This window comes from Photobacterium malacitanum, from assembly GCF_900185615.1.
GTDB classification, from domain to species: domain Bacteria; phylum Pseudomonadota; class Gammaproteobacteria; order Enterobacterales; family Vibrionaceae; genus Photobacterium; species Photobacterium malacitanum.
Genome location: NZ_FYAK01000015.1, coordinates 46,724 through 68,251, shown reverse-complemented (window position 1 = coordinate 68,251; position 21,528 = coordinate 46,724). Strand labels below are relative to the sequence as shown.

Sequence of the window (21,528 nt, the reverse complement as noted above, 5' to 3'; positions counted from 1 at the left end):
AGTCTGACACATTAACTACTATGAAAGCCACTAACACGAATCAACGTATTATTGTATTTGATACAGAAACAACGGGTATGAACATGACTGGCCCTCATTATGAAGGTCATGGTATTGTCGAAATTGGTGCGGTTGAGATCATCAATCGTAAGTTAACCGGTAATACGTTCCACGTTTATATCAAACCTGATCGCCCGATTGATCCTGAAGCGATTGCTGTCCACGGTATAACCGATGAATTTTTACGTGATAAGCCTGTATATGCTGATATTCACCAAGAATTTATTGATTTTATTGATGGTGCTGAACTTGTTGCCCATAACGCATCGTTTGATACCGGTTTTATGGATTATGAATTTCATAAAATGGGCGCATCAATTGCGAAAATAGAGGATATTTGTCAAGTCACCGATACCCTAGAAATGGCAAAAAGGCTATTTCCAGGTAAACGTAATAACCTTGATATTTTATGTTCACGTTATGGCATTGATAACTCTCATCGTACCCTTCACGGCGCATTACTCGATGCTGAGATTCTAGCTGACGTTTATTTAATGATGACGGGTGGTCAAACATCATTACGTTTAAGTAGCGGTAATGATGATTCGACAACAACAACCACTATTCGTCGTTTAGCCACAGATCGAAAAGTATTAAAGGTTATTAATGCTACTGCCGATGAACTAACAGCACATCAAGATAGGCTTGATCTGATTGGTAAAAAGGCTGACGTTATTTGGCGTCTTTAGGGGGAATATGTTGCGGCGATTATGGGTACTTATTTTTTATGTACCGCTCTGTGCTTGGGCACAAACAGAGACCAGATTAACTTGGCTTGATAATCGTTTTCGCGTTGATCCTGAGATCGAACAAATTACATTTATTGTGGCGCGAGAACAGCCCAGTCAATCAGTGGTATTAGTCGCGCCCAATGGACATAAATATTATGCCGATCGTCACTCTGAAGCGATGTCGTGGTATAGCGATCAGGGGATGGACATTATTTCTATTGATCATCCAATGGCGGGACCTTGGCAAGCTTTAGGGAAAGTGTCGTCCAATAATGGCATTAAAATAGTGTCTAATATTGAACTTGATGTTGATCCGCTACCAACGCAATTATACCAAACTGAAGTGTTGAAATTTAGAGCCCGCTTAACTCAAAATAAACAGCCGTTATTGTTACGTGATTTTTTAGATCGCGTGCAGCTGAAGGTGGCTTTTTATCCGGTTAACACTGATGTAGATGATGTTATCGCGAAGGAGTCAGCGTCGATAGTGGTGGGAACATTTGCTGATAATGGCCAAGGGTATGATGAGATTGGGGGCGATGGCATTTTTACTGTCGCACTTGGTGTTGATGTTGTGCCTGGAAAATATCGCGTCAAAATAGCATCCGTAAATAGTGTTTTTGAGCGTTCAGTTGAGCAAACAGTATTAGTTTACCCAAGCTTAATAACAACGACCTTTATTCAAAGCCATCAGCCGTTAGTCTCTCATGTTGTTAAAGTTACAGCGAATGATCAAGCTGTTGTTGGTTCATTAGCGGCCTATTTAAGGGTTAAACAACCCCAACATCAGCCGCAAATTATTCAAACCCGCGTTCAACCTCAACAATCACAATTAATCCTAAGATGGCCTAATAATCGTCAGGTTGGTAAGGCATGGTGGCGTGGTTGGGCTTATGTTACTGATACGCTAACTCAGCGTGAATTGGTGTTTCGATTAGCCCAACAAAATTATACTCAAGTTGCACCTGTCACTGTGGATACTTCGTCAGCAGAGGCTAAACCACAGCGTGAACAGCAGTTAGCCGTCGAGAAAACGGAGCTGCTTCAACAGCGGTTATTATGGTTAGGGGCTGCCAATCTTATCGTTATGAGCGGTGTCTTAGCATGGCTGTTGCTATGGCGACGTAAACGTGCACTAAAATCAGATTTAATTATTCCTAAATAAGCGTTATAAAACAGGGAAGCATGATGCTTCCCTGTTGATTATTAGTATGTTGGATAAGTTAAGCGGCGCTATTTATTTGTGATGTTGCTTGGCGTGGGTTAGCTGCTAAATGTTGTGGGTCAAAGTCATCAACATTAATGGTGTATAACCGTCCAGCTTCTGCTCGATGAAGTAATTCTGCTTCCTCTGTGGTGATAACTTCGAGCTCTAATCCTATTGCCGCTACTTTACCTAATTGCATGAAAGGTAATTGTGTATTTGCTGCTTGGCAGACACGATCATAAATAGGCTCAGCGGCGAGAATATCACGTAGCGCGACTTCCATCATACCGACGGTATTATTCGCTGTTGGTTCTAAAAATAAGCCACGACCAATGCGATCTCGTGTTGCTGATGGCGTTTGAATTAAACCTGCAAGTTGATGATCAAGCTCATCGGCGGGTTTTCGACGCTGCAAACCCGTTGGTAATATCAGTAATCGTAATCCGTAAGCAATCGCTTTATTGGGAAAATTAGCTAAAAAATCATCAATAGCGACTTCAGTTTGATAAAGGGTATCTTGAAGTCCCCAATGGATAAGGGCGATATCTTGCGGCTGCTGACCATCATCTGCATAACGTTTTAATGTTGCTGAGGCTAAATATAATTGACTTAGTACATCACCGAGCCGAGCAGATAGGCGTTCCTTACGTTTAAGTGAACCGCCAAGAGTGACCATTGAGATATCAGCTAATAATGCTAAGTTAGCACTGTAGCGGTTCATCTGTTGATAGTAGCGTTGAGTCTCATCTTTATATGGCGCAAATGAGCCACGGCCATCAGTGAGTCCTAGCCATAAACTACGGCTCATGTTGCTGATCACAAAGCCGATATGACTAAACAAAGCGCGATCAAATTGATCAATGGCATGGTGGGGATGATCGTTATAAGCCGCATTGATTTCATCAAGGACATAAGGATGACAGCGAATTGCACCTTGGCCAAAGATGATCATTGAACGCGTGAGAATATTTGCACCTTCAACAGTGACAGCGATAGGTGCCCCTTGATAGCCTCGAGCAAGAAAATTACGTGGTCCCATACAAATACCCTTACCGCCAGCGATATCCATCGCATCAATGATGCCGCGTTGGCTGCGATGGGTGCAGTGGTATTTTACAATGGCTGAGATAACCGCGGGCTTTTGGCCTAAATCAATGCCAGTAACGGTCATCGTCGCTGCAGCATCAAGGACATATGCATTACCAACAATACGTGCTAGAGGCTCTTCAATACCCTCCATTTTACCTATCGGTAACTTAAACTGACGTCGAATACGAGCATAAGCACCGGTTGCCATTGCAGCGTTTTTTAAGCCGCCAGTTGCGTTAGAGGGCAGGGTGATTCCACGTCCAACGGAGAGACACTCAACCAACATGCGCCAGCCTTGACCAGCCATTGCTTGACCGCCAATGATAAAATCGATAGGAACAAATATTTTTTCACCACGAGTCGGGCCATTTTGAAAGGGAATATTGAGTGGAAAGTGACGTCGACCAATCTCGACCCCATCAACATCGGTTGGAATCAAGGCGCAGGTGATACCAAGATCTTTGTTATCACCGAGTAAGTGGTCGGGATCGAAAAGCTTAAATGCTAATCCTAATACGGTAGCGACTGGCGCTAAAGTGATATAGCGTTTATTCCAAGTTAACTCCATACCGAGCACTTCTTCGCCTTGCCATAAGCCTTGTTTAACAACACCAAAATCTGGAATTGAACCTGCATCAGATCCTGCTTCAGGACTGGTAAGTGCAAAACAAGGTATTTCAGTACCTGCGGCTAAACGGGGTAAATAATAATTTTTTTGGGCTTCGGTACCATAGTGTTGCAGTAATTCACCGGGGCCTAATGAATTTGGTACGCCGACAGTCGATGACAATACCGCAGAAACGCCTGTAAGTTTTTGTAATACTAATGATTGTGCATAAGCCGAAAACTCTAAGCCACCATATTGTTTTTTGATGATCATCGCAAAGAATTTATGTTGCTTGAGTTGCTGCCATACCTCTGGGGGTAAATCGGCAAGATCGTGGGTGACTTGAAAGTCATTTACCATGCGACAAACATCATTGACAGGGCCATCTAAAAAAGCTTGCTCGGCAGCGGTGAGCGTTGGAGGCTGAATAGCATGTAATTTGTTCCAATCGGGTTTACCACTAAAGAGATCTGCCTCCCACCATACCGTACCGGCATCAATGGCTTCTTGTTCTGTTTGAGACATTTGGGGCATGACTTTTTTGAAACTATTGAGTGCATGGGCTGTGAGTAGTTTTTTACGGAACGGGGCAATATTTATTACTAATGCAATGATAGTAAAAATGAACCAGCTCACGATACCGATAATATTGAACAGAGTACCGACGCCCAATAGTACTGCAATCATCGCTGTAAAAATAGGACGTGATACACGGTGATAAGCGAGGATGACAACCATACAGATAAAGCTGACTAAGTATATAAATGTAGGCATAGCGATTCTCCGTAATCATATAGCAGCATTGTAAATAGCAGTAAAAATTTCATTGCAGTGTCGATTGAAACTTTTAAGAGATAACATTGTGCTACGGTTGTGTAGATTATGGTCGATAAAAGGTATGAGGTCTAACCACTACCTTTTGTTTATTGTAAGATAATTATTAAATTAATGTAAAATATTTTATTGTAAATATGTGGTGCAGGCGGTGATAGCAATATCAAGATGATGTTTTTACAGCGCGTGGTTTTAAATGATTGTGAAGTTATAACTTACGATGCAATGTCGTATGTACTACACGATATGGTGATGAACGTTGCTGAAAATATTTACATTAAGCCTTCAAATTTTGTCATTAGAGTCAGTTTTAGTGGTTAATTCCGACATAGCACCACATCAAGAGTCGACACTGGAAGTTATTTGTCTGTAAACTGCGATTTATGATGTATTGCAGTATCAAGTGAACAGCTTGTTTACCAAATTTGTATTTATGGGAAATAGTGAGAGAGCAGCTTATGTATAAAGATCTGATCCGCAGCGAATTAACTGATGCCGCTGACGTCCTTAACCGTTTTTTAAGTGATGATAAAAATTTGGCTGATATTGAAGCCGCAGCTAAATTATTAGCCGATTCATTTAAACAAGGTGGGAAAGTCTTATCATGTGGTAATGGTGGTTCTCATTGTGATGCTATGCATTTTGCCGAGGAGCTAACTGGCCGCTATCGTGATGATCGTCCAGGTTACCCTGGAATTGCTATTTCAGATCCAAGTCACCTATCTTGTGTGAGTAATGATTTTGGCTATGAATATGTATTTTCACGTTATTTAGAAGCTGTGGGCGCGAAAGGTGATGTGTTGTTTGGGCTTTCAACGTCAGGCAATTCGGCGAATATCCTTAAAGCTATTGAAGCTGCGCAAGCGAAAGGAATGAAAACCATTGCCTTAACCGGTAAAGATGGTGGCAAAATGGCAGGCTTAGCCGATGTGGAAATTCGAGTACCACATTTTGGTTATGCGGATCGCATTCAGGAAATACATATTAAAATCATTCATATTTTAATTATGTTAGTTGAAAAAGAAATGGAAAAATAATCGTATATATTATTACTGATTAAGAAAGTAATAATAGCGATTATTAATATTTAAATGAGCATGATTCAGCGTAAAGAGCAGAAATAAAAATGTGTGAATTATTAGGCATGAGTGCCAATGTGCCAACAGATATTTGTTTTAGCTTTACTGGCTTGATGCAACGAGGAGGGAATACTGGCCCTCATCGTGATGGCTGGGGAATTACTTTTTATGAAGGTAAAGGATTTCGAACCTTTAAGGATCCTAACCCGAGTTGCCAATCACGTATTGCTGAGTTGGTGCAACAATATCCAATTAAAAGTCGTGCTGTAGTAAGTCATATTCGTCAGGCTAATCGTGGTGGAGTGAGCTTAGAAAATACTCATCCTTTTACACGTGAGTTATGGGGTAATTATTGGACTTTTGCGCATAATGGTCAATTGACAGGTTATGAGCAACTAGCAACGGGACGTAATCAAGCTGTTGGTGATACTGACAGTGAGACGGCATTTTGTTGGTTAATGAATCAGTTAGAAATTCGTTTTCCGGAATTACCGGCTGATATGACGCCTGTGTTTGATTACTTTGCCGAGTGTTGTAATACATTGCGTCAATTAGGTGTGTATAACATGCTACTGAGCAATGGTGAGTATGTGCTAACTTATTGTACCAATAATTTACATTGGATCACTCGTCGTGCGCCATTTGGTAAAGCATCATTAATTGACGAAGATGTCACTATTGATTTTCAACGTGAAACAACGGCTAATGATATCGTCACTGTGATTGCGACTCAGCCGTTAACTAATGATGAAAATTGGCAGAAGATGGCAACAGGCGAGTTTCGCGTGTTCCATTTCGGTGAGACAGTTTATGACGCTATCTCAACCGATGTTAGTACTTGCTAACAGTAAGCAGTATTTACAGAAGATAATAAAAAGGCGATCTCAATGAGATCGCCTTTTTTATATCATTAGATTAAGTGTTTATTGTGCAGCATAGCCTTGTGGTGGCAGTCTGTTGCCATCGAGTACGGCATAACCATTTTGCATTGACAGTCGTTGACTCAGTAGCCACTGTGTGACCAAAGGATAGATTTTATGTTCTTGTTGTTGAACACGTTCTATTACGTCATCGACACTATCTTCTGCAAAAATAGGAACTTTAGCTTGTAAAATAACCGGCCCGCCATCAAGTTGTTCGGTAACGAAATGGACACTGGTGCCATGTTCTTTATCACCTGCATCTATAGCGCGTTGGTGAGTATTTAATCCCGAATATTTAGGCAGTAAAGAAGGATGGATATTCAGCATTCTTCCTTGATAATGATTGACAAAATTCGCTGATAAGATCCGCATAAAACCGGCAAGAATAATCACATCAGGCTGATAAGCATCTATTTTTTCTATCAGTGCTTGATCGTAATCTTGCCGATTAGCGTAATCTGTTGCAGCCACACAAAGATTATCTATATTGGCACGTTGAGCGCGTTTAAGACCATAAGCATTGGCTTTATTTGAGATCACAGCAGCAACCTGGCTATTGTTGATAATGCCGTTACTACAGCCATCAATAATGGCTTGTAAGTTACTGCCATTTCCTGAGATTAAGACAACGATATTATGCATGGACTTACTTTATCTCTACTTGCTCTTCGCCAGCTGCTGCTGTTGCAATTTCACCAAGTAGCCATGCATTTTCGCCTTCTGCTTGTAAAATTTCAATCGCAAGTGCTGCTTGAGCTTGTGGAAGTGCAATCACTAATCCAACACCGCAGTTGAATGTACGGTACATTTCGTAAGTATCGACATTACCTGCTTGTTGTAGCCAGTTAAAAATTGTCGGCCATTGCCAGCTGTTACCATCAACAACCGCTTTAGTACCTTGGGGTAATACGCGTGGAATATTTTCCCAGAAACCACCACCAGTAATATGAGAGATCGCGTGAACATCACAGCTTTCAATCATTTTCAGGGCTGATTTTACATAAATCTTAGTTGGAGTTAATAAGTGCTCAGACAGTTTTTTACCATCAAGGTCTTGATCAAGATCGGCTTGAGAAACCTCTAGAATCTTACGTACTAATGAGTAACCATTTGAGTGTGGACCACTTGAGCCGACAGCGATAAGGGCATCGCCTGCAGTGACTTTTGAGCCATCAATGATGTCAGCTTTTTCAACGACACCAACACAGAAACCGGCAACATCGTAATCTTCGCCATGATACATACCTGGCATTTCAGCGGTTTCACCACCAATTAATGCACAGCCAGATTGAATACACCCTTCACCAATACCAGCAACAACACTTGCTGCTGTATCAATATCAAGTTTACCTGTTGCGTAATAATCTAGGAAAAATAAAGGCTCAGCACCTTGTACAATCAGATCGTTTACACACATTGCAACCAAATCAATACCAATAGTATCGTGTTGTTTCAGATCCATCGCTAGGCGAAGTTTGGTGCCGACACCATCAGTACCAGAGACTAAAACCGGCTCTTTGTATTTGGTAGGAAGTGCACATAAGGCACCAAAACCACCAATGCCACCCATCACTTCAGGGCGGTGAGTGCGCTTAACTACGCCTTTAATACGGTCAACTAATGCATTACCAGCATCAATATCAACACCAGCATCTTTGTAACTAAGAGAAGAGTTTTTGTTGCTCACAGATGATCCCTCAAACGTATTAAAGTAAAAAACCAGCGTATGATAACAGCAGTCATTACATTAGAGCAAACGTTTGCGTTAATTTGTTGCGCGATAAAATTTCAGGTAATTAAACATTTGATACTATCGGCAATCGATTGGCATGGTATATAATAGTGCGATTTTTTATTTTTTATAATTTAGTTCCCAGGAGTCAAGATGAAAGTCGTTGAGGTGAAACACCCACTGGTTAAACATAAGATCGGTCTTATGCGTGAAGGTGATATCAGCACTAAGCGTTTTCGTGAATTGGCAACCGAAGTTGGTAGCCTATTAACGTATGAAGCGACTTCAGACTTCGAAACAGAAAAAGTGATGATCGAAGGTTGGAATGGTCCAGTTGAGATTGATCAGCTAAAGGGTAAAAAAGTGACGGTAGTACCTATTCTTCGTGCTGGTTTAGGCATGATGGATGGTGTATTAGAGCATATGCCAAGTGCACGTATTAGTGTTGTTGGTATCTACCGTGATGAAGAAACGTTAGAGCCAGTACCATACTTTAATAAATTAGCGTCACATATCGATGAGCGTATTGCATTGGTTGTTGATCCAATGTTAGCAACTGGCGGTTCAATGATCGCAACGCTTGATTTATTAAAAGAGCATGGCTGTACGCAATTTAAAGTATTGGTACTTGTTGCTGCCCCTGAAGGTATTGCAGCATTAGAAAAAGCCCATCCTGATGTAGAGCTATACACAGCAGCTATTGATGAGAAGCTAAACGACAAAGGCTATATTGTTCCTGGCCTTGGTGATGCAGGCGATAAGATTTTCGGTACTAAATAATAATTTTATTGTTTATAGCTGATATAAAAACCGGACTAAGTGAGTCCGGTTTTTTTTTAACTATTAGTTGTGATTGGCAATAAATTATCGTGATAATTACAAATGTTCGGTATCTTCAATTTGAGCATTATCAACCACATTGTTTTCACCTAAATCTTGCGGAAGAATAAGATTTAGTAAGATCGCAACGATGCCACATAAACTGATACCTTGTAAGCTAAACTCACCAATACCAAACGCCATACCACCGATACCAAACACCAAAGTTACTGCAACGATCACTAGATTGCGGGCTTTATGTAAATCAATTTGATTTTTGATTAGTGTATTTAGGCCAACGGTAGCAATGGAACCAAATAATAAAATCATAATGCCGCCCATCACGGGAACAGGAATGGTTTGTAATACCGCACCAAGTTTACCCACAAAAGCCAATACGATAGCGGTAACAGCAGCCCAAGTCATAATCACAGGATTAAACGCTTTGGTTAGCATTACTGCCCCAGTGACTTCTGAATAAGTCGTATTGGGTGGTGCACCAATAAGTGATGCTGCCATGGTGGCAATACCATCGCCAGCCATAGTGCGATGTAGTCCTGGCTTTTTAAGGTAATCTTTACCTGTCACATTTGAAATCGCTAAAATATCACCCACATGTTCGACTGCCGGCGCAATCGCAACCGGGATCATAAATAGCACCGCATTGATATTGAATTCAGGTAGAGTAAAGTTTGGTACTGCAAGCCAACTTGCTTGGATGACTGGTGTAAAATCAATAACCCCAAATCCAAGGCTAGTAATGTAGCCTGCAGTAATACCACCGACAATTGGGATTAATTTTAAAATACCTTTAGCGAACACACTTAAAATAATGGTTACGGTAAGAGAAACAGCAGAGATCCATAATGCGGTATCGTGAGCAATTAATTGAACATCACCACCACCCGTTTTACCGACCGCCATATTAACGGCGGCGGGCGCTAGCCCTAAACCGATAACCATAATCACAGGGCCAACGACAACCGGTGGCAATAGACGATGAATAAAACCAACCCCACGTACTTTAATGATGCCGCCCATGATCACATAGACCACCCCCGCCATCATTAGGCCACCCATGGTGCTAGCAACTCCCCATGTTTGAATGCCATACATCATTGGAGCAATAAAAGCGAAAGATGAGGCCAGAAAAATAGGGACAGAGCGTTTAGTTACGACCTGAAATAAAAGAGTACCAGCACCTGCGCCGAATAAAGCGACATTGGGATCTAAACCGGTGAGTAATGGCACTAGCACCAATGCACCAAAGGCGACAAATAGCATTTGCGCACCTTGAAGAACCTGCATCATGATATGTATTCCTAAGTAAAAAAATCGCGCAATCCTAGCATGTAAGCAAACGGTAGCCTATATGAATAAAAGTCAAAATATACTTGTGATCGTTTAAATTTAGAACGAGTGGCGCTTTATTTGCATGACAATCATTATCTCACAGTCAAAAATGTGAGTTATAAAATTATATTGTCGAAATTGTCGAATGAAATTTACAAACTGTGCGCTATGATACGGCACCAATGATAAAACCTGTTGTCTGTCTTACTAGGTCTATTTTTTGAATTAACCATGAGTCTTACTATGTTGCGATTTGCATTATTATTTTTAGCGGTATTGGCATTGCCAGTACGCGCTGCGACGGTAAATGATCTTTATCAAACCCAGGTTGCTTTGATTGGAAGCGATCAACAAGCTGATCAAGCCGCGCGTGAGCAAGGGCTGGCGAATGTGTTGGTAAAAATATCAGGCAATACTGATATTCTTAATAATCCAGCAATTAAGGCCGCAATTACTAACAGTGGTCGTTATATAAGCCAATTCGGTTATAGCCAAATTGATGGTCAACGTGCGCTTGATCTAAGCTTTGATAAAAATCAGATCAAACAGTTATTGATGCAATCAAAAGCCAGTATTTGGAAAGATCAACGTCCTAATATTTTAGTATGGATGGTTGATAGCGATGGTCAGCAACGTAATATTTTGTGGGATCAATCAACTAACGCATTAGTTAATGATACTAAACAAGCAGCAGATAGCCGTGGATTACCATTAACATTTCCTGTTGGTGATATAACAGATGCAACGGCAGTTAATGTGTCAGATCTGTGGGGTAACTTTATTGATCCAATCGCAGCGGCAAGTCATCGTTATCATGCCAATGGCTTGTTATTGGTTAAAGCACAGCAACAACCTGATGGTACGGTAAGCCTAAATTGGCAATTTTATCCCCAACAACCAAGTAAAATTGCAACAGCAGACACGCAACCTATAACGGGGACTGCATCTGGTACATTGGCACAAACATCGACGCAGATGATCAATAAAGTCACGGATTATTTAGCCAATAAGTATGCCGTGGTATTAGGTGGTGTTGCTGGTGGTAAGGTTAATATTGAAGTTGATAATATTCAGTCAACAGAAGACTTTTTTGCTCTAGAGAAAATGCTGAATAACTTAACTACCGTGGGCAGTGCTAATGCGATGCGAATTAAAGGTAATAGTGTTATTTTTCAATTGAATCTTCAAGGTTCAGAGCAGGCATTCCGTCAAGAGATCAGCCATGATAACCAAGTGAGTCAGGCTCAATCCGGGGTAGCTTTTGCAGCTGATTCGGTACCAACACCCGCCGTGGCACCGACAAGTGCTACAACGACAGCATCAGCGATTACTGCAACAACACCATCATCAGTGACACCATTAACGGTATCGCCACAAAATGTTTATGATTGGAATAGTTAATTTCATTCTGACCTAAATTGAATCGATAGTGCTGATAAGTGCAAAAAAGCCTGAGTATTTATGTACTCAGGCTTTTTTATAGCTGTTTAAATGAGTAAAGGTTAGTCGTGATAACGGGCGTGCTCTTCACGTTCAACTTGTGATAAGCGTTTTAATTTAATTCCCAATTCTTTGGCGCGTAAACGGGAAAAGAGAATATTACTGATAAAGCAAAACGTTACCAATATAAGCTCGATTACTGCGAGACTGCGTTCACCCTCATTAATCGTTATAAGGGTTGCGGCATGGATAAAATAAAACATTAAAATAAAGTTTGCCCATGCATGGGTATAAGGTTTAGCGGCGACCATACCGGCAAAGGGCAATAATAGTGGTGCTATCCATACCAGAGCAATAACAGTGGCAGAGAAGTGTAAGTGAGGAGACAGTAATAATTGCCATGCGCCAACAAAAAGAATTAAACCGCAATGACACAATAGTGCAGATTGACGTGCAAAATAGGTTAAAGGTTGCATTTTGGGCATGAAATGATCCTTTTTAGCCACTTAATTTACATGCAATCGTCGCTAAACGTCGGCCAATAGCTTGAGCAAGTACTATTTCATCAGCGTGGAGCTGTTTGTTAGTGCCATGATTAACATGTGATGCGCCATAAGGTGTTCCACCATGGCTGGTGGTGTGTAATAAAGGCTCAGAATAGGGGATCCCTACCAATAACATGCCATGATGCAATAAGGGTAACATCATTGATTGTAGCGTAGTTTCTTGGCCGCCGTGTAGCGTTGACGATGATGTAAATACGCAAGCTGGCTTACCAATCAAGGTTCCCGATAACCATTCCGTGCTGGTCGTGTCTAAAAAATGCTTCAGTGGCGCAGCCATATTACCAAACCGAACTGGGCTTCCCATTGCTATGGCTGCGCATTGGCTAAGATCATGGTGGTTAACAATGGGATCAGTTGTTTGGTTTATAGCGGCATTGGGAGTCGTTGCTGCTACTGTTGATATGTCGGCAACGGTTCTTAGTACTGCTTCACAGCTATCAATTTGTTCAATACCACGGCCTATATGGCGCGCTAATTGACGAGTATTACCATGCTGGCTGTAATAAAGTACTAAGATTTTAATCATTATAAAATATCCAACACGTGCTCAGGTGGGCGACCCATTGCTGCTTTATCATTATTAACCACGATTGGTCGTTCAAGTAATTTAGGGTGCGATACCATTGCTTCAAATAAAGCCAGATCAGTTAAGCTTGGATCGCTCAGTTGCAACTCTTGGTATTGTTGTTCTTTAGTGCGCATCATTTCACGTACCGTGTTGTAGCCTAATTGACGGTAGAGTTGTTGTAGTTGCTCAACTGTTAGTGGTATGTCTAAGTATTTAATTATAGTTGGATTAATTCCACGTTCAGTGAGTAATGCGAGTGTTTCACGACTTTTTGAACAACGAGGGTTGTGGTAAATAGAAACTGTCATCATGATTCCTTGTTAAATTTGTGAACGTTAAAAAGAAGAACGTAATGCTTCAAATTGCGCTTGTTGAATACGCAATTGATCTAACCGTGCATCATAACGAGCTTGATCGAGCGAACCTAGTGGTGCTTGTTGAGCCGCTTGCGTATAGTTACTAATTGCAAGTTTCCATTGAGCACGTAATGCGGCTAATTCTCCCATCGCGGCAAGCTCACCCGCACGTTGGTTTTGTTTGGCATAATTTTGGGCTAATAACGCCCAACCATTGCTATCATTTGCGTGCTGATAAGTATAGCGAGTAAGTATATTGAGACTGTGTTTATAACGTTTAGCTTCTAACAATACATTGGCTAAATTAAGTTGTAAAACAGTACTTTCTGGTTGATATTGCAATGCTTTTTCTAAGCGTGTAATCGCTTTATCATAATGCTTTTGATACAAATCGATATCAGTCATGGCATCGATATAAAATAAATTATTAGGCTCAGTGGTGAGTAATGGCATCAATAATTGTTGTGCTTTGGCATATTGACCGTTATCAAGGTACACCAATGCTTTACCATAATTGAGTTCTTTGCGTTGGTTTGCCGGCGCTTTTTTGAGCTCTGTATTAAACCAGTTAAGCGCTGATGTTTGACTAAAACCTAGGTTACGCGCCACAATCCGTGATTTTGCTAATAAGTAACGTTCTGACGGTGGCAATTTTACGGCTGAATAATTATTGGCTCGCATGCGACTGTCGGTGATACGTGATTCAGGTAATGGATGGCTAAGTAGCATGGGGGGGAGCGTCGTGGTATAGCGATATTTTTCAGCTAAACGCCCAAAAAAGTGGGGCATTGCTTGAGGATTAAATCCGGCTTTGGCTAGCGTGGCAATACCAATTCGATCGGCTTCTTTTTCATTGCTACGGGTGTGATTGAGCATTCCTTGCATCGATACTGCGGTGGTGGTGTGTAATGCTGCCATACCAGCTTCTGGTGCTGCAACGACTAATAATAGTGAGCCTATCAAGGCTGCCATTGTGGCGGGATTTTTTTGGGCCTGATCTTCTAAAGTTCGCGCAAGGTGTCGTTGAGTGACGTGAGCAATTTCATGGGCAAGCACAGAGGCTAATTCACTTTCTGTTTTAGCGTGCAGAAAGAGCCCTGAATGAACGCCAATATTACCACCAAATAAGGCAAAGGCATTAATGTCATAATTTTGGATCAAGAAAAAGTTAAACGGCGTTTTAACACCATCGGCATTAGCGACTAATTTATGTCCAAGGTCTTGAATATATTCAGATAAAACGGGATCGTTAATAATAGGACGACTGGCACGCATCATGCGCATATACATATCGCCGTATTGGATTTCTTTATCAATCGTTAGTGTCGATGCCGCAGTGGTACCGATATCAGGCAGTAATATGGTATTACTAGCACCGGCTGATAAACTTGTAGTGAGCAAGGCGGCCAGTAAAATAGACCTTGGCGCTTTAGCTAATTGAAACATATTAATAATACAACCACCATGTCGATTAATATAGGATAACGAATAATTATCGATAACCTGTCGCGTTGTTATGACAGCGAATTTAAACTTAGGTTCGCTATCGTGATATTCGTTTGTGGTTATCTCGCTTATTCCTTGCGGTTAAGGTTACAATACGACAATGGATAATCACTGTCACTCTATTGGAATGGAAATCCTCACTCTTGATCTTATGGCCTACCGTTGCCCGTTAGCATTATTGATGGTGAAGCGAAGCTGTAGAGACTTATCGCCAACTCAAAAATTGGTGATTAGAGTTTCACAACCCAGTGCAAAAACGGATATTTTTCGTTATTTACAAAATAATGGATTTACTATTGATATACAGGCTGAAGCGGTTGATCAGTTGGTGATTATTGTGAAAAAAGGACAGTAACGCATGTTGGATATGTTAAAAAGTTGGTATCAACGCCGATTCTCTGATCCTCATGCTGTGAGTTTAATGATCATTCTAGCGGGGGCATTTTTAACCTTATATTTCTTTGGAGGGTTAATTACACCGCTATTAGTCGCAATCGTTTTGGCTTATTTACTTGAATCGCCAGTGGCACGTTTGGCTCAGTTGGGGCTACCGCGAACACTTGCTGTTGCGATTGTATTAATAGTTTTTGCAGGATTAATGATCTTAGCATTATTAGGTTTAGTGCCGACGATTTGGCATCAAATTACTAATTTAAGTGCTGATGTGCCAAAAATGTTTAATGATTTGCAGAGCTACGTTTCCAGTTTGCCTGAGCGTTATCCTGATTTTGTTCAAGCACATCAAGTCACAGTATTTACTGATACTTTACGTGAAAAAGTACTGGCAGTAGGTGGCAGTGTTGTTAAAGGCTCATTATCATCATTAGTTAGTTTAGCGACATTAGGGGTGTATTTGATCCTGGTGCCGTTATTAATTTTCTTTTTACTTAAAGATAAAGACACTATTTTGCGGTCATTTATTGGAGTGCTACCTAAAAATCGGCGTTTAGCCACTAAGGTTAGTGCTGAAATGAACCAGCAAATCTCTAATTATATTCGCGGTAAAGTGATTGAGATATTTATTGTTGGTATCGCAAGTTATATCGTTTTTGCGGTTATGGGACTTCAATATGCGGTACTGTTGGGGGTATTGGTTGGTTTATCGGTATTAATACCTTATATCGGTGCCGCTGCAGTTACAGTACCCGTTGCAATGGTTGCTTTATTTCAATGGGGCTGGACACCTGACTTTTGGTGGTTATTAGTCGCTTACGGTATTGTGCAAATTTTAGATGGTAATGTATTAGTGCCGATACTGTTTTCTGAAGCGGTTAATCTGCATCCTGTGGCCATTATTGTTGCAGTGTTAGTGTTCGGTGGGCTGTGGGGATTCTGGGGGGTATTTTTTGCGATTCCATTAGCTACCCTCGTCAAAGCAGTATGGGGAGCATTAGTGATGAAAGACACTGTGCCGCCAGTGAATTACTGATTTTTACCATGACTCATCGCTAAACAAAAAGGCCGCTAATGGCCTTTTTTGCTGTTATGGTGTGAGAGGTTATTGGTTGAGATAATCCAATACCACTTGGTGGTGATCTTTGGTTTTAAATTTATTAAACACGTGCTCAATGTTGCCATGCTCATCAATTAGAAAACTGATGCGGTGTAGACCATCATAAATTTTCCCCATGAACTTTTTCTCGCCCCAGACGCCAAATTGATCTGCAACAGCATGATCTTCATCAGATAATAACGTGAAGTTAAGGTTATCGCGCTCAATAAATTTAGGTAACCGCTTAACTGGATCAATACTGATACCTAATACAACCACGTTATGTGCATCTAGTTCTGCTTTACTATCGCGTAAGCCACAAGCTTGAACCGTACAGCCAGGGGTCATTGCTTTAGGATAGAAATAAACCAGTACTTTTTTACCGTTGAAGTCAGTTAAACTGACGGGTTGGTCATCTTGATTAAGCAAAGTAAAAGTCGGGGCGAGCATTCCTGCTGTTAGAGTATTCATGCAGCTGTCCTTTTAATAAGTTTAAGATAATAACAGGTGTTGTTAGATCGAACTTTGTGGAATGGACGATTAATGGTGGCCAATAAAATTAACCGTACCATGTGCGTTTAATTGCTCACAAAGTGCTTCATATTCTTCTTGTAGACTGACTAAATTACAATCTTCGGGTAAATTGGTGCTGATTTGCAACACTAATTGATTATCGATATCAGCATGGCCACTTTCAATGGTATTGGCACTTAAGGTTGATATATCAATTGTTCGACTGGCCATAAAATGGGTGAAATGTTTTATCAGCCCAGGGCTATCTTTGGCTTCAATGTGAAAATCAGCCGTATATGGAAAGAAACGGGCAATATGTTTATTGGTGCGTTTCATCACCGTGATTAAATCATGCTCTTGGCCTTTAAGAGGCAATGTTGATTCAATTCTAGAGATGGCATTGCTATTGCCAGAAAGCAGCATAATCAAGGTAAATTCAGAGCCAAAAAGAGCAATTCGACTATCAATGATATTACAGCCACTGTGCGCGACAAGATGAGTGAGCTCATCGGTGATACCTGGACGATCAGTACCTACTGCTGTTATTACGAGATAATGTTCCATATTTAGCGCCATTTTTCGTGATCATTATTAGCATGTTAGCACAGAGTGATTATTCAAAAGAGCGCAAATTAGGATCAATAATCACAAAGTTTTTTATTATAATTGTATGGTTAGCAATAGTAATCGCTCAAAAAGATTTGTTTTTGGTGTTAGAAACGTTAAACATTAACAACAACTTTAAAAGGAATACGATAAAGCGTGCCAGTTAACGGTTTTCAGTCACCCTTTGCTTGAGTTTATAGTCATGCAAAAGTACCATGACTTAAAACTAGCTATATACCGTAACCATTCTTATTGATTGGTTGTTAATGTTGTTAGCTTTGAATCGTTACGATATATAACAAAGGGAGACAAATATGTTTTCAGGAAGCATGGTTGCATTATTGACACCATTTGATTCTTCAGGTGAAGTTGATTACATCGGCCTACAGAAGCTAGTTGATTACCATATTGACGCGGGCACCAAGGCGATTATTTCGGTTGGAACAACGGGAGAGTCGACAACATTAACCGTTGATGAGCAAGTTAAAGTTGTTTTAAAAACCTTAGAATACGTTGATGGACGCGTGCCTGTTATCGCTGGTACCGGTGCTAATGCAACCCATGAAGCAGTAACGATAACTAAATTGTTTTCTGGGACGGGCATTGCGGCCTGCCTAAGTGTGACACCGTACTATAATAAACCGACACAAGAAGGTTTATATCAGCATTATAAAGCGATTGCAGCAGCGACCGATATTCCACAAATTTTATACAATGTGCCAGGTCGTACTGCGGTTGATTTACAGCCTGAAACCGTGGCGCGATTAGCGAAGCTTGACAATATTATTGGTATTAAAGACGCAACAGGTGATATTACGCGCGTCAAAAAAACACGGGAACTTTGTGGCGCAGATTTTATCCAACTAAGCGGTGATGATGCGACAGCTGTTGATTTTGTTGCAGAAGGTGGTCATGGGGTTATTTCTGTTACCGCGAATATTGCTGCAGCAGAGATGGCAACAATGTTTGATTTAGCTTTAGATGGTAATATTGAAGCAGCCCAAGAAATAAACCAACGCTTGATGCCATTACATACCAAACTGTTTGTTGAAGCGAATCCAATTCCTGTGAAATGGGCCGCTCACCAGATGGGATTAATTGAACACGATAACTTACGACTTCCGCTTACTGTTTTAAGCGAATCACAGCAGCCTATTGTTAAACAAGCACTTATTGAAGCTAACGTATTGTAATACATTGCCATTAATTGAGTGATTGTAACAATCAAGGAGCGCAGGAGCATAAATGAATTATAAATACCGGCTAGCATTAGCCGCTGTCGTAGTGACAAGCATAACAGCATGTTCTAGTGGTGCAGATAGTCGCCGCCAGGCAGCGCAAGATTTTAATTATCTTGATACGCCAGCACTTGAAAGTTGGACGTTGCCAGCAGGTGCTCAACCTTTTAGTAATACTAATTACACTATCCCACAACGTGTTTATAAGGGAGAAGTTGGTACTAAGGTTGATATTCGTCCACCGCTGCAGGTACTAGAGTTGATCCCTGGTGTCACTTCAGCAATTGATGGTCAAGGCGTAACCTTGTTTATGCCGTCATCAAATGAGTTAATGAAGATCTGGCGTGTGACTCAGCAGCTAATTGCTGATAATAAAGTCGGTATTGTAAAACAAAGTGCTGATCGTATAGATACTGATTGGGTTTCTTGGACTAATGAAGACGAAGATACCAAGATCAGTAGCCGCTATTCGATTGAAAAATCACCGAACATCAACAGTTACCGTATTACATTAACTGATTGGCGTGAAGACGGTAAAGTTAAGCCTGTTAGTGCTGATAATAAGCGCCGCTATAGCATTTTAATGACCAATTTAGTGATGGCGAAATACGATAATATGGTTCGTGAGCAAGCACGTATTGCTGCCGCTGAGCAATTGAAAAACGTGCCTATTATGATGGGTACGGATCGTAGTGGTTTGCCGATTATTATTGCCCGCGCTCCTTATGATGATATGTGGGAACGTTTACCTGTTATGTTGCAAAAACTGGGCTTTACGGTTGAAGATCGTAATCGCTCACAAGGTTTGATCGATGTTAAATACCGTCAACCAGATGATGCATTTTGGACTAAGCTTGGCACCAAGCCAATGAACTTAACCAATGATAAGTATCGTATTTTGGTGGGTGATCTCGGTAACCGTACTTCATTAAATATTACTGATAATGATGGTAAGCCAGTAACAGAGTCAGTATTAAACTCAATTGCTCCCGTATTTGGTGCTGCTTTTGCTAAATAACTAATTTGTTACTTTGGTTATTAAAAAACCGCTTTAGTGAATCACTAAAGCGGTTTTTTTATTGGAAATTAATAACTAATCAATTATTAACTCATTATTTAATTTCAACACCTTGGGCTTGTAAATCTGCATGGTAAGAAGAACGTACAAATGGACCACAAGCGGCATGTGTAAAGCCAAGATCAAGTGCAATTTGTTTTAATTCGTCGAACTCTTCTGGTGGCACGTAGCGTTCAACCGGCAAATGGTGGCGACTTGGTGCTAAGTATTGACCGAGCGTTAGCATGGTGACACCGTGAGCGCGAAGGTCTTTTAATACTTGAATGATCTCTTCTTTTGTTTCACCTAACCCCATCATTACGCCTGATTTTGTCGGTACAGTTGGGTGAATCTCTTTAAATTTCTTTAACAGATCTAGCGACCATTGGTAATTAGCCCCAGGGCGAGCTTTACGGTATAAACGAGGAGCTGTTTCAAGGTTATGGTTAAATACATCAGGTGCAGTATCACGGAAAATATCTAATGCACGATCCATACGACCACGGAAATCAGGCACTAAGGTTTCAATGTGAATTTGAGGGCTTTTAGCGCGAATATCATTAATGCAATCAACAAAATGTTGAGCACCACCATCACGTAAGTCATCACGATCGACAGAAGTGACAACCACATAACGTAGTTTCATGTCGGCAATGGTTTGCGCTAGATGACTTGGTTCTTCTGCGTTGGGTGGTAATGGACGACCATGAGCAACATCGCAAAATGGACAGCGGCGAGTACAAATAGCACCTAAAATCATAAAAGTAGCTGTGCCATGATTAAAACATTCAGCTAAGTTTGGACAAGAGGCTTCTTCACATACAGAGTGGAGATTGTTTTTGCGCAGCGCAGACTTAATTTCTTGAATGCGCTTACTGTCAGATGGCAGTTTTATTTTCATCCATGAAGGTTTACGTAGCACCTCTTTGGGTGCTTCTTCTTGGGCAACATTACGCACCGGAATCAATGCCATTTTATCAGCATCGCGGTATTTAACGCCTTGTTCAATTTTAATTGGTTTGCTCATAGTTGATTGCTTTCCGTCATCCACTCGACGTGTGAGTAGTCGAGTAATTTTGTTAATTCTTCAATGAGTACCGGCTGAACTTCCATCAGTTCATTGGGGCCATTTAATAACGCAGTTTGCGTCATTTCCATTCCAGCGTAACCACACGGGTTAATTCGCTCAAAGGGGGCCAAGTCCATATTTATATTAAGTGCCAGACCATGAAAAGAGCAGCCGCGCCTGATCCGTAATCCTAATGAGCATATCTTGCGATTGTCGACATACACACCAGGAGCATCAGGGCGAGCATTAGATGTAATCCCAAATTGAGATAAGGTATTAATAACTGTGTTTTCGATGTGGCTGACTAAGTCACGAACACTGAGTTTTTTTCTGCGTAAATTAATCAATATATAAGCAACTTGCTGACCAGGACCATGATAGGTTACTTGGCCACCACGATCACTTTGCACCACTGGAATATCACCGGTATTGAGCAGGTGTTCTATTTTTCCAGCTTGGCCTTGAGTAAAAACCGGGTGATGCTCAACCAACCATACTTCATCGGCAGACATGTCGGTGCGGTCGTTAGTGAACTGATGCATAGCATCAAAGGTAGCTTGATAATCACAACGGCCCAGATTTCTAATAATAAGAGAAGTTTGCAAATTTGTGCCTATTTATTGATATAACGCAAAGCGCCATTGAATGGCTGTGAACTGAGCTATTATACCTAAACTGTTAAA

22 protein-coding genes and 1 pseudogene are annotated in these 21,528 nt (G+C 41.0%); 11 read left to right on the top strand and 12 right to left on the bottom strand.

The genetic code is table 11. The annotated features are described in order from the left end of the window. The first annotated feature begins 20 nt into the window (after window positions 1-20). Together dnaQ and PMAL9190_RS18520 are read left to right on the top strand one after the other, a co-directional pair. A complete protein-coding gene (gene dnaQ, locus PMAL9190_RS18525; protein ID WP_087846677.1) occupies window positions 21-749 on the top strand; it encodes a DNA polymerase III subunit epsilon in 729 nt (242 codons plus the stop codon). 7 nt (window positions 750-756) lie between these two features. Then, window positions 757-1,956 carry a TIGR03503 family protein gene (locus tag PMAL9190_RS18520; protein WP_087846675.1) on the top strand — a complete coding sequence of 400 codons (1,200 nt, stop codon included), beginning with the start codon at window positions 757-759 and terminating at the stop codon, window positions 1,954-1,956. A 58-nt stretch (window positions 1,957-2,014) separates the two neighbouring features. On the opposite strand, the gene fadE is transcribed toward PMAL9190_RS18520, so the two are convergent. After that, window positions 2,015-4,468, bottom strand: a complete 2,454-nt coding sequence (gene fadE, locus PMAL9190_RS18515; protein ID WP_087846674.1) for an acyl-CoA dehydrogenase FadE — start codon at window positions 4,466-4,468, stop codon at window positions 2,015-2,017. A 518-nt stretch (window positions 4,469-4,986) separates the two neighbouring features. Here fadE and lpcA point away from each other — a divergent pair. Both lpcA and PMAL9190_RS18505 read left to right on the top strand, forming a co-directional pair. Continuing rightward, on the top strand, window positions 4,987-5,565 hold the full coding sequence (gene lpcA / locus PMAL9190_RS18510) for a D-sedoheptulose 7-phosphate isomerase (RefSeq protein WP_065169074.1): 579 nt from the start codon (window positions 4,987-4,989) through the stop codon (window positions 5,563-5,565). Window positions 5,566-5,654: 89 nt separating this feature from the next. After that, window positions 5,655-6,452: a class II glutamine amidotransferase gene (locus tag PMAL9190_RS18505; RefSeq protein WP_087846672.1), complete on the top strand. Its 798-nt coding sequence runs from the start codon at window positions 5,655-5,657 to the stop codon at window positions 6,450-6,452. 78 nt (window positions 6,453-6,530) lie between these two features. Here the strand turns inward: PMAL9190_RS18505 and purN are convergent, their stop codons facing one another. After that, entirely contained in the window at window positions 6,531-7,172 is a 642-nt protein-coding gene (gene purN / locus PMAL9190_RS18500; protein WP_087846670.1) for a phosphoribosylglycinamide formyltransferase, read from the bottom strand. A 4-nt stretch (window positions 7,173-7,176) separates the two neighbouring features. Further along, entirely contained in the window at window positions 7,177-8,217 is a 1,041-nt protein-coding gene (purM, locus tag PMAL9190_RS18495) for a phosphoribosylformylglycinamidine cyclo-ligase (protein ID WP_087846668.1), read from the bottom strand. Between the two features lie 198 nt (window positions 8,218-8,415). Here purM and upp point away from each other — a divergent pair, with 198 nt between their 5' ends. Beyond that, entirely contained in the window at window positions 8,416-9,042 is a 627-nt protein-coding gene (gene upp, locus PMAL9190_RS18490) for a uracil phosphoribosyltransferase (protein ID WP_045031047.1), read from the top strand. A gap of 96 nt (window positions 9,043-9,138) precedes the next feature. On the opposite strand, the gene PMAL9190_RS18485 is transcribed toward upp, so the two are convergent. Beyond that, on the bottom strand, window positions 9,139-10,392 hold the full coding sequence (locus PMAL9190_RS18485) for a uracil-xanthine permease family protein (RefSeq protein WP_087846666.1): 1,254 nt from the start codon (window positions 10,390-10,392) through the stop codon (window positions 9,139-9,141). 348 nt (window positions 10,393-10,740) lie between these two features. Between PMAL9190_RS18485 and PMAL9190_RS20550 the strand changes: the two are divergent. Together PMAL9190_RS20550 and PMAL9190_RS18480 are read left to right on the top strand one after the other, a co-directional pair. After that, window positions 10,741-11,004 (top strand): annotated as a pseudogene (locus tag PMAL9190_RS20550) (DUF8605 domain-containing protein); the annotation flags it as partial. After that, window positions 10,990-11,835 (top strand): DUF2066 domain-containing protein, encoded by an 846-nt coding sequence (locus PMAL9190_RS18480; RefSeq protein ID WP_503121366.1) that lies wholly within the window; start codon window positions 10,990-10,992, stop codon window positions 11,833-11,835. The pseudogene PMAL9190_RS20550 and the gene PMAL9190_RS18480, both read left to right, overlap by 15 nt. A 101-nt stretch (window positions 11,836-11,936) precedes the next feature. On the opposite strand, the gene PMAL9190_RS18475 is transcribed toward PMAL9190_RS18480, so the two are convergent. From PMAL9190_RS18475 to bepA, 4 genes are read right to left on the bottom strand one after another with little or no spacing between them, the layout of a single operon-like run. Continuing rightward, complete coding sequence (locus PMAL9190_RS18475; protein ID WP_087846662.1) at window positions 11,937-12,359, bottom strand: DUF2069 domain-containing protein; 423 nt, start codon at window positions 12,357-12,359, stop codon at window positions 11,937-11,939. A gap of 13 nt (window positions 12,360-12,372) precedes the next feature. Continuing rightward, window positions 12,373-12,966: an NAD(P)H:quinone oxidoreductase gene (wrbA, locus tag PMAL9190_RS18470; protein WP_087846660.1), complete on the bottom strand. Its 594-nt coding sequence runs from the start codon at window positions 12,964-12,966 to the stop codon at window positions 12,373-12,375. Continuing rightward, window positions 12,966-13,316 carry an arsenate reductase (glutaredoxin) gene (gene arsC, locus PMAL9190_RS18465; RefSeq protein ID WP_087846658.1) on the bottom strand — a complete coding sequence of 117 codons (351 nt, stop codon included), beginning with the start codon at window positions 13,314-13,316 and terminating at the stop codon, window positions 12,966-12,968. Before arsC ends, wrbA begins: the two co-directional genes overlap by 1 nt. Window positions 13,317-13,343: 27 nt before the next feature. Beyond that, window positions 13,344-14,810, bottom strand: a complete 1,467-nt coding sequence (gene bepA, locus PMAL9190_RS18460) for a beta-barrel assembly-enhancing protease (RefSeq protein ID WP_087846656.1) — start codon at window positions 14,808-14,810, stop codon at window positions 13,344-13,346. A 160-nt stretch (window positions 14,811-14,970) separates the two neighbouring features. Here bepA and PMAL9190_RS18455 point away from each other — a divergent pair, with 160 nt between their 5' ends. Then, a complete protein-coding gene (locus PMAL9190_RS18455; RefSeq protein WP_235004388.1) occupies window positions 14,971-15,225 on the top strand; it encodes a sulfurtransferase TusA family protein in 255 nt (84 codons plus the stop codon). Window positions 15,226-15,228: 3 nt separating this feature from the next. Continuing rightward, complete coding sequence (locus PMAL9190_RS18450) at window positions 15,229-16,299, top strand: AI-2E family transporter (RefSeq protein ID WP_087846655.1); 1,071 nt, start codon at window positions 15,229-15,231, stop codon at window positions 16,297-16,299. A 69-nt stretch (window positions 16,300-16,368) separates the two neighbouring features. Here PMAL9190_RS18450 and bcp read toward each other — a convergent pair whose 3' ends face one another. Together bcp and PMAL9190_RS18440 are read right to left on the bottom strand one after the other, a co-directional pair. Next, entirely contained in the window at window positions 16,369-16,833 is a 465-nt protein-coding gene (gene bcp, locus PMAL9190_RS18445) for a thioredoxin-dependent thiol peroxidase (protein ID WP_087846654.1), read from the bottom strand. 69 nt (window positions 16,834-16,902) lie between these two features. Continuing rightward, a complete protein-coding gene (locus PMAL9190_RS18440; RefSeq protein ID WP_087846652.1) occupies window positions 16,903-17,439 on the bottom strand; it encodes an ACT domain-containing protein in 537 nt (178 codons plus the stop codon). Window positions 17,440-17,795: 356 nt separating this feature from the next. Between PMAL9190_RS18440 and dapA the strand changes: the two genes are divergently transcribed. Beyond that, on the top strand, window positions 17,796-18,674 hold the full coding sequence (gene dapA, locus PMAL9190_RS18435; RefSeq protein ID WP_087846650.1) for a 4-hydroxy-tetrahydrodipicolinate synthase: 879 nt from the start codon (window positions 17,796-17,798) through the stop codon (window positions 18,672-18,674). A 52-nt stretch (window positions 18,675-18,726) separates the two neighbouring features. Beyond that, window positions 18,727-19,737, top strand: a complete 1,011-nt coding sequence (gene bamC / locus PMAL9190_RS18430; RefSeq protein ID WP_087846648.1) for an outer membrane protein assembly factor BamC — start codon at window positions 18,727-18,729, stop codon at window positions 19,735-19,737. A 94-nt stretch (window positions 19,738-19,831) separates the two neighbouring features. On the opposite strand, the gene lipA is transcribed toward bamC, so the two are convergent. Beyond that, window positions 19,832-20,803 (bottom strand): lipoyl synthase, encoded by a 972-nt coding sequence (gene lipA / locus PMAL9190_RS18425; protein WP_087821049.1) that lies wholly within the window; start codon window positions 20,801-20,803, stop codon window positions 19,832-19,834. Further along, complete coding sequence (gene lipB / locus PMAL9190_RS18420) at window positions 20,800-21,450, bottom strand: lipoyl(octanoyl) transferase LipB (protein WP_087846647.1); 651 nt, start codon at window positions 21,448-21,450, stop codon at window positions 20,800-20,802. Before lipB ends, lipA begins: the two co-directional genes overlap by 4 nt. Window positions 21,451-21,528 lie beyond the last annotated feature (78 nt).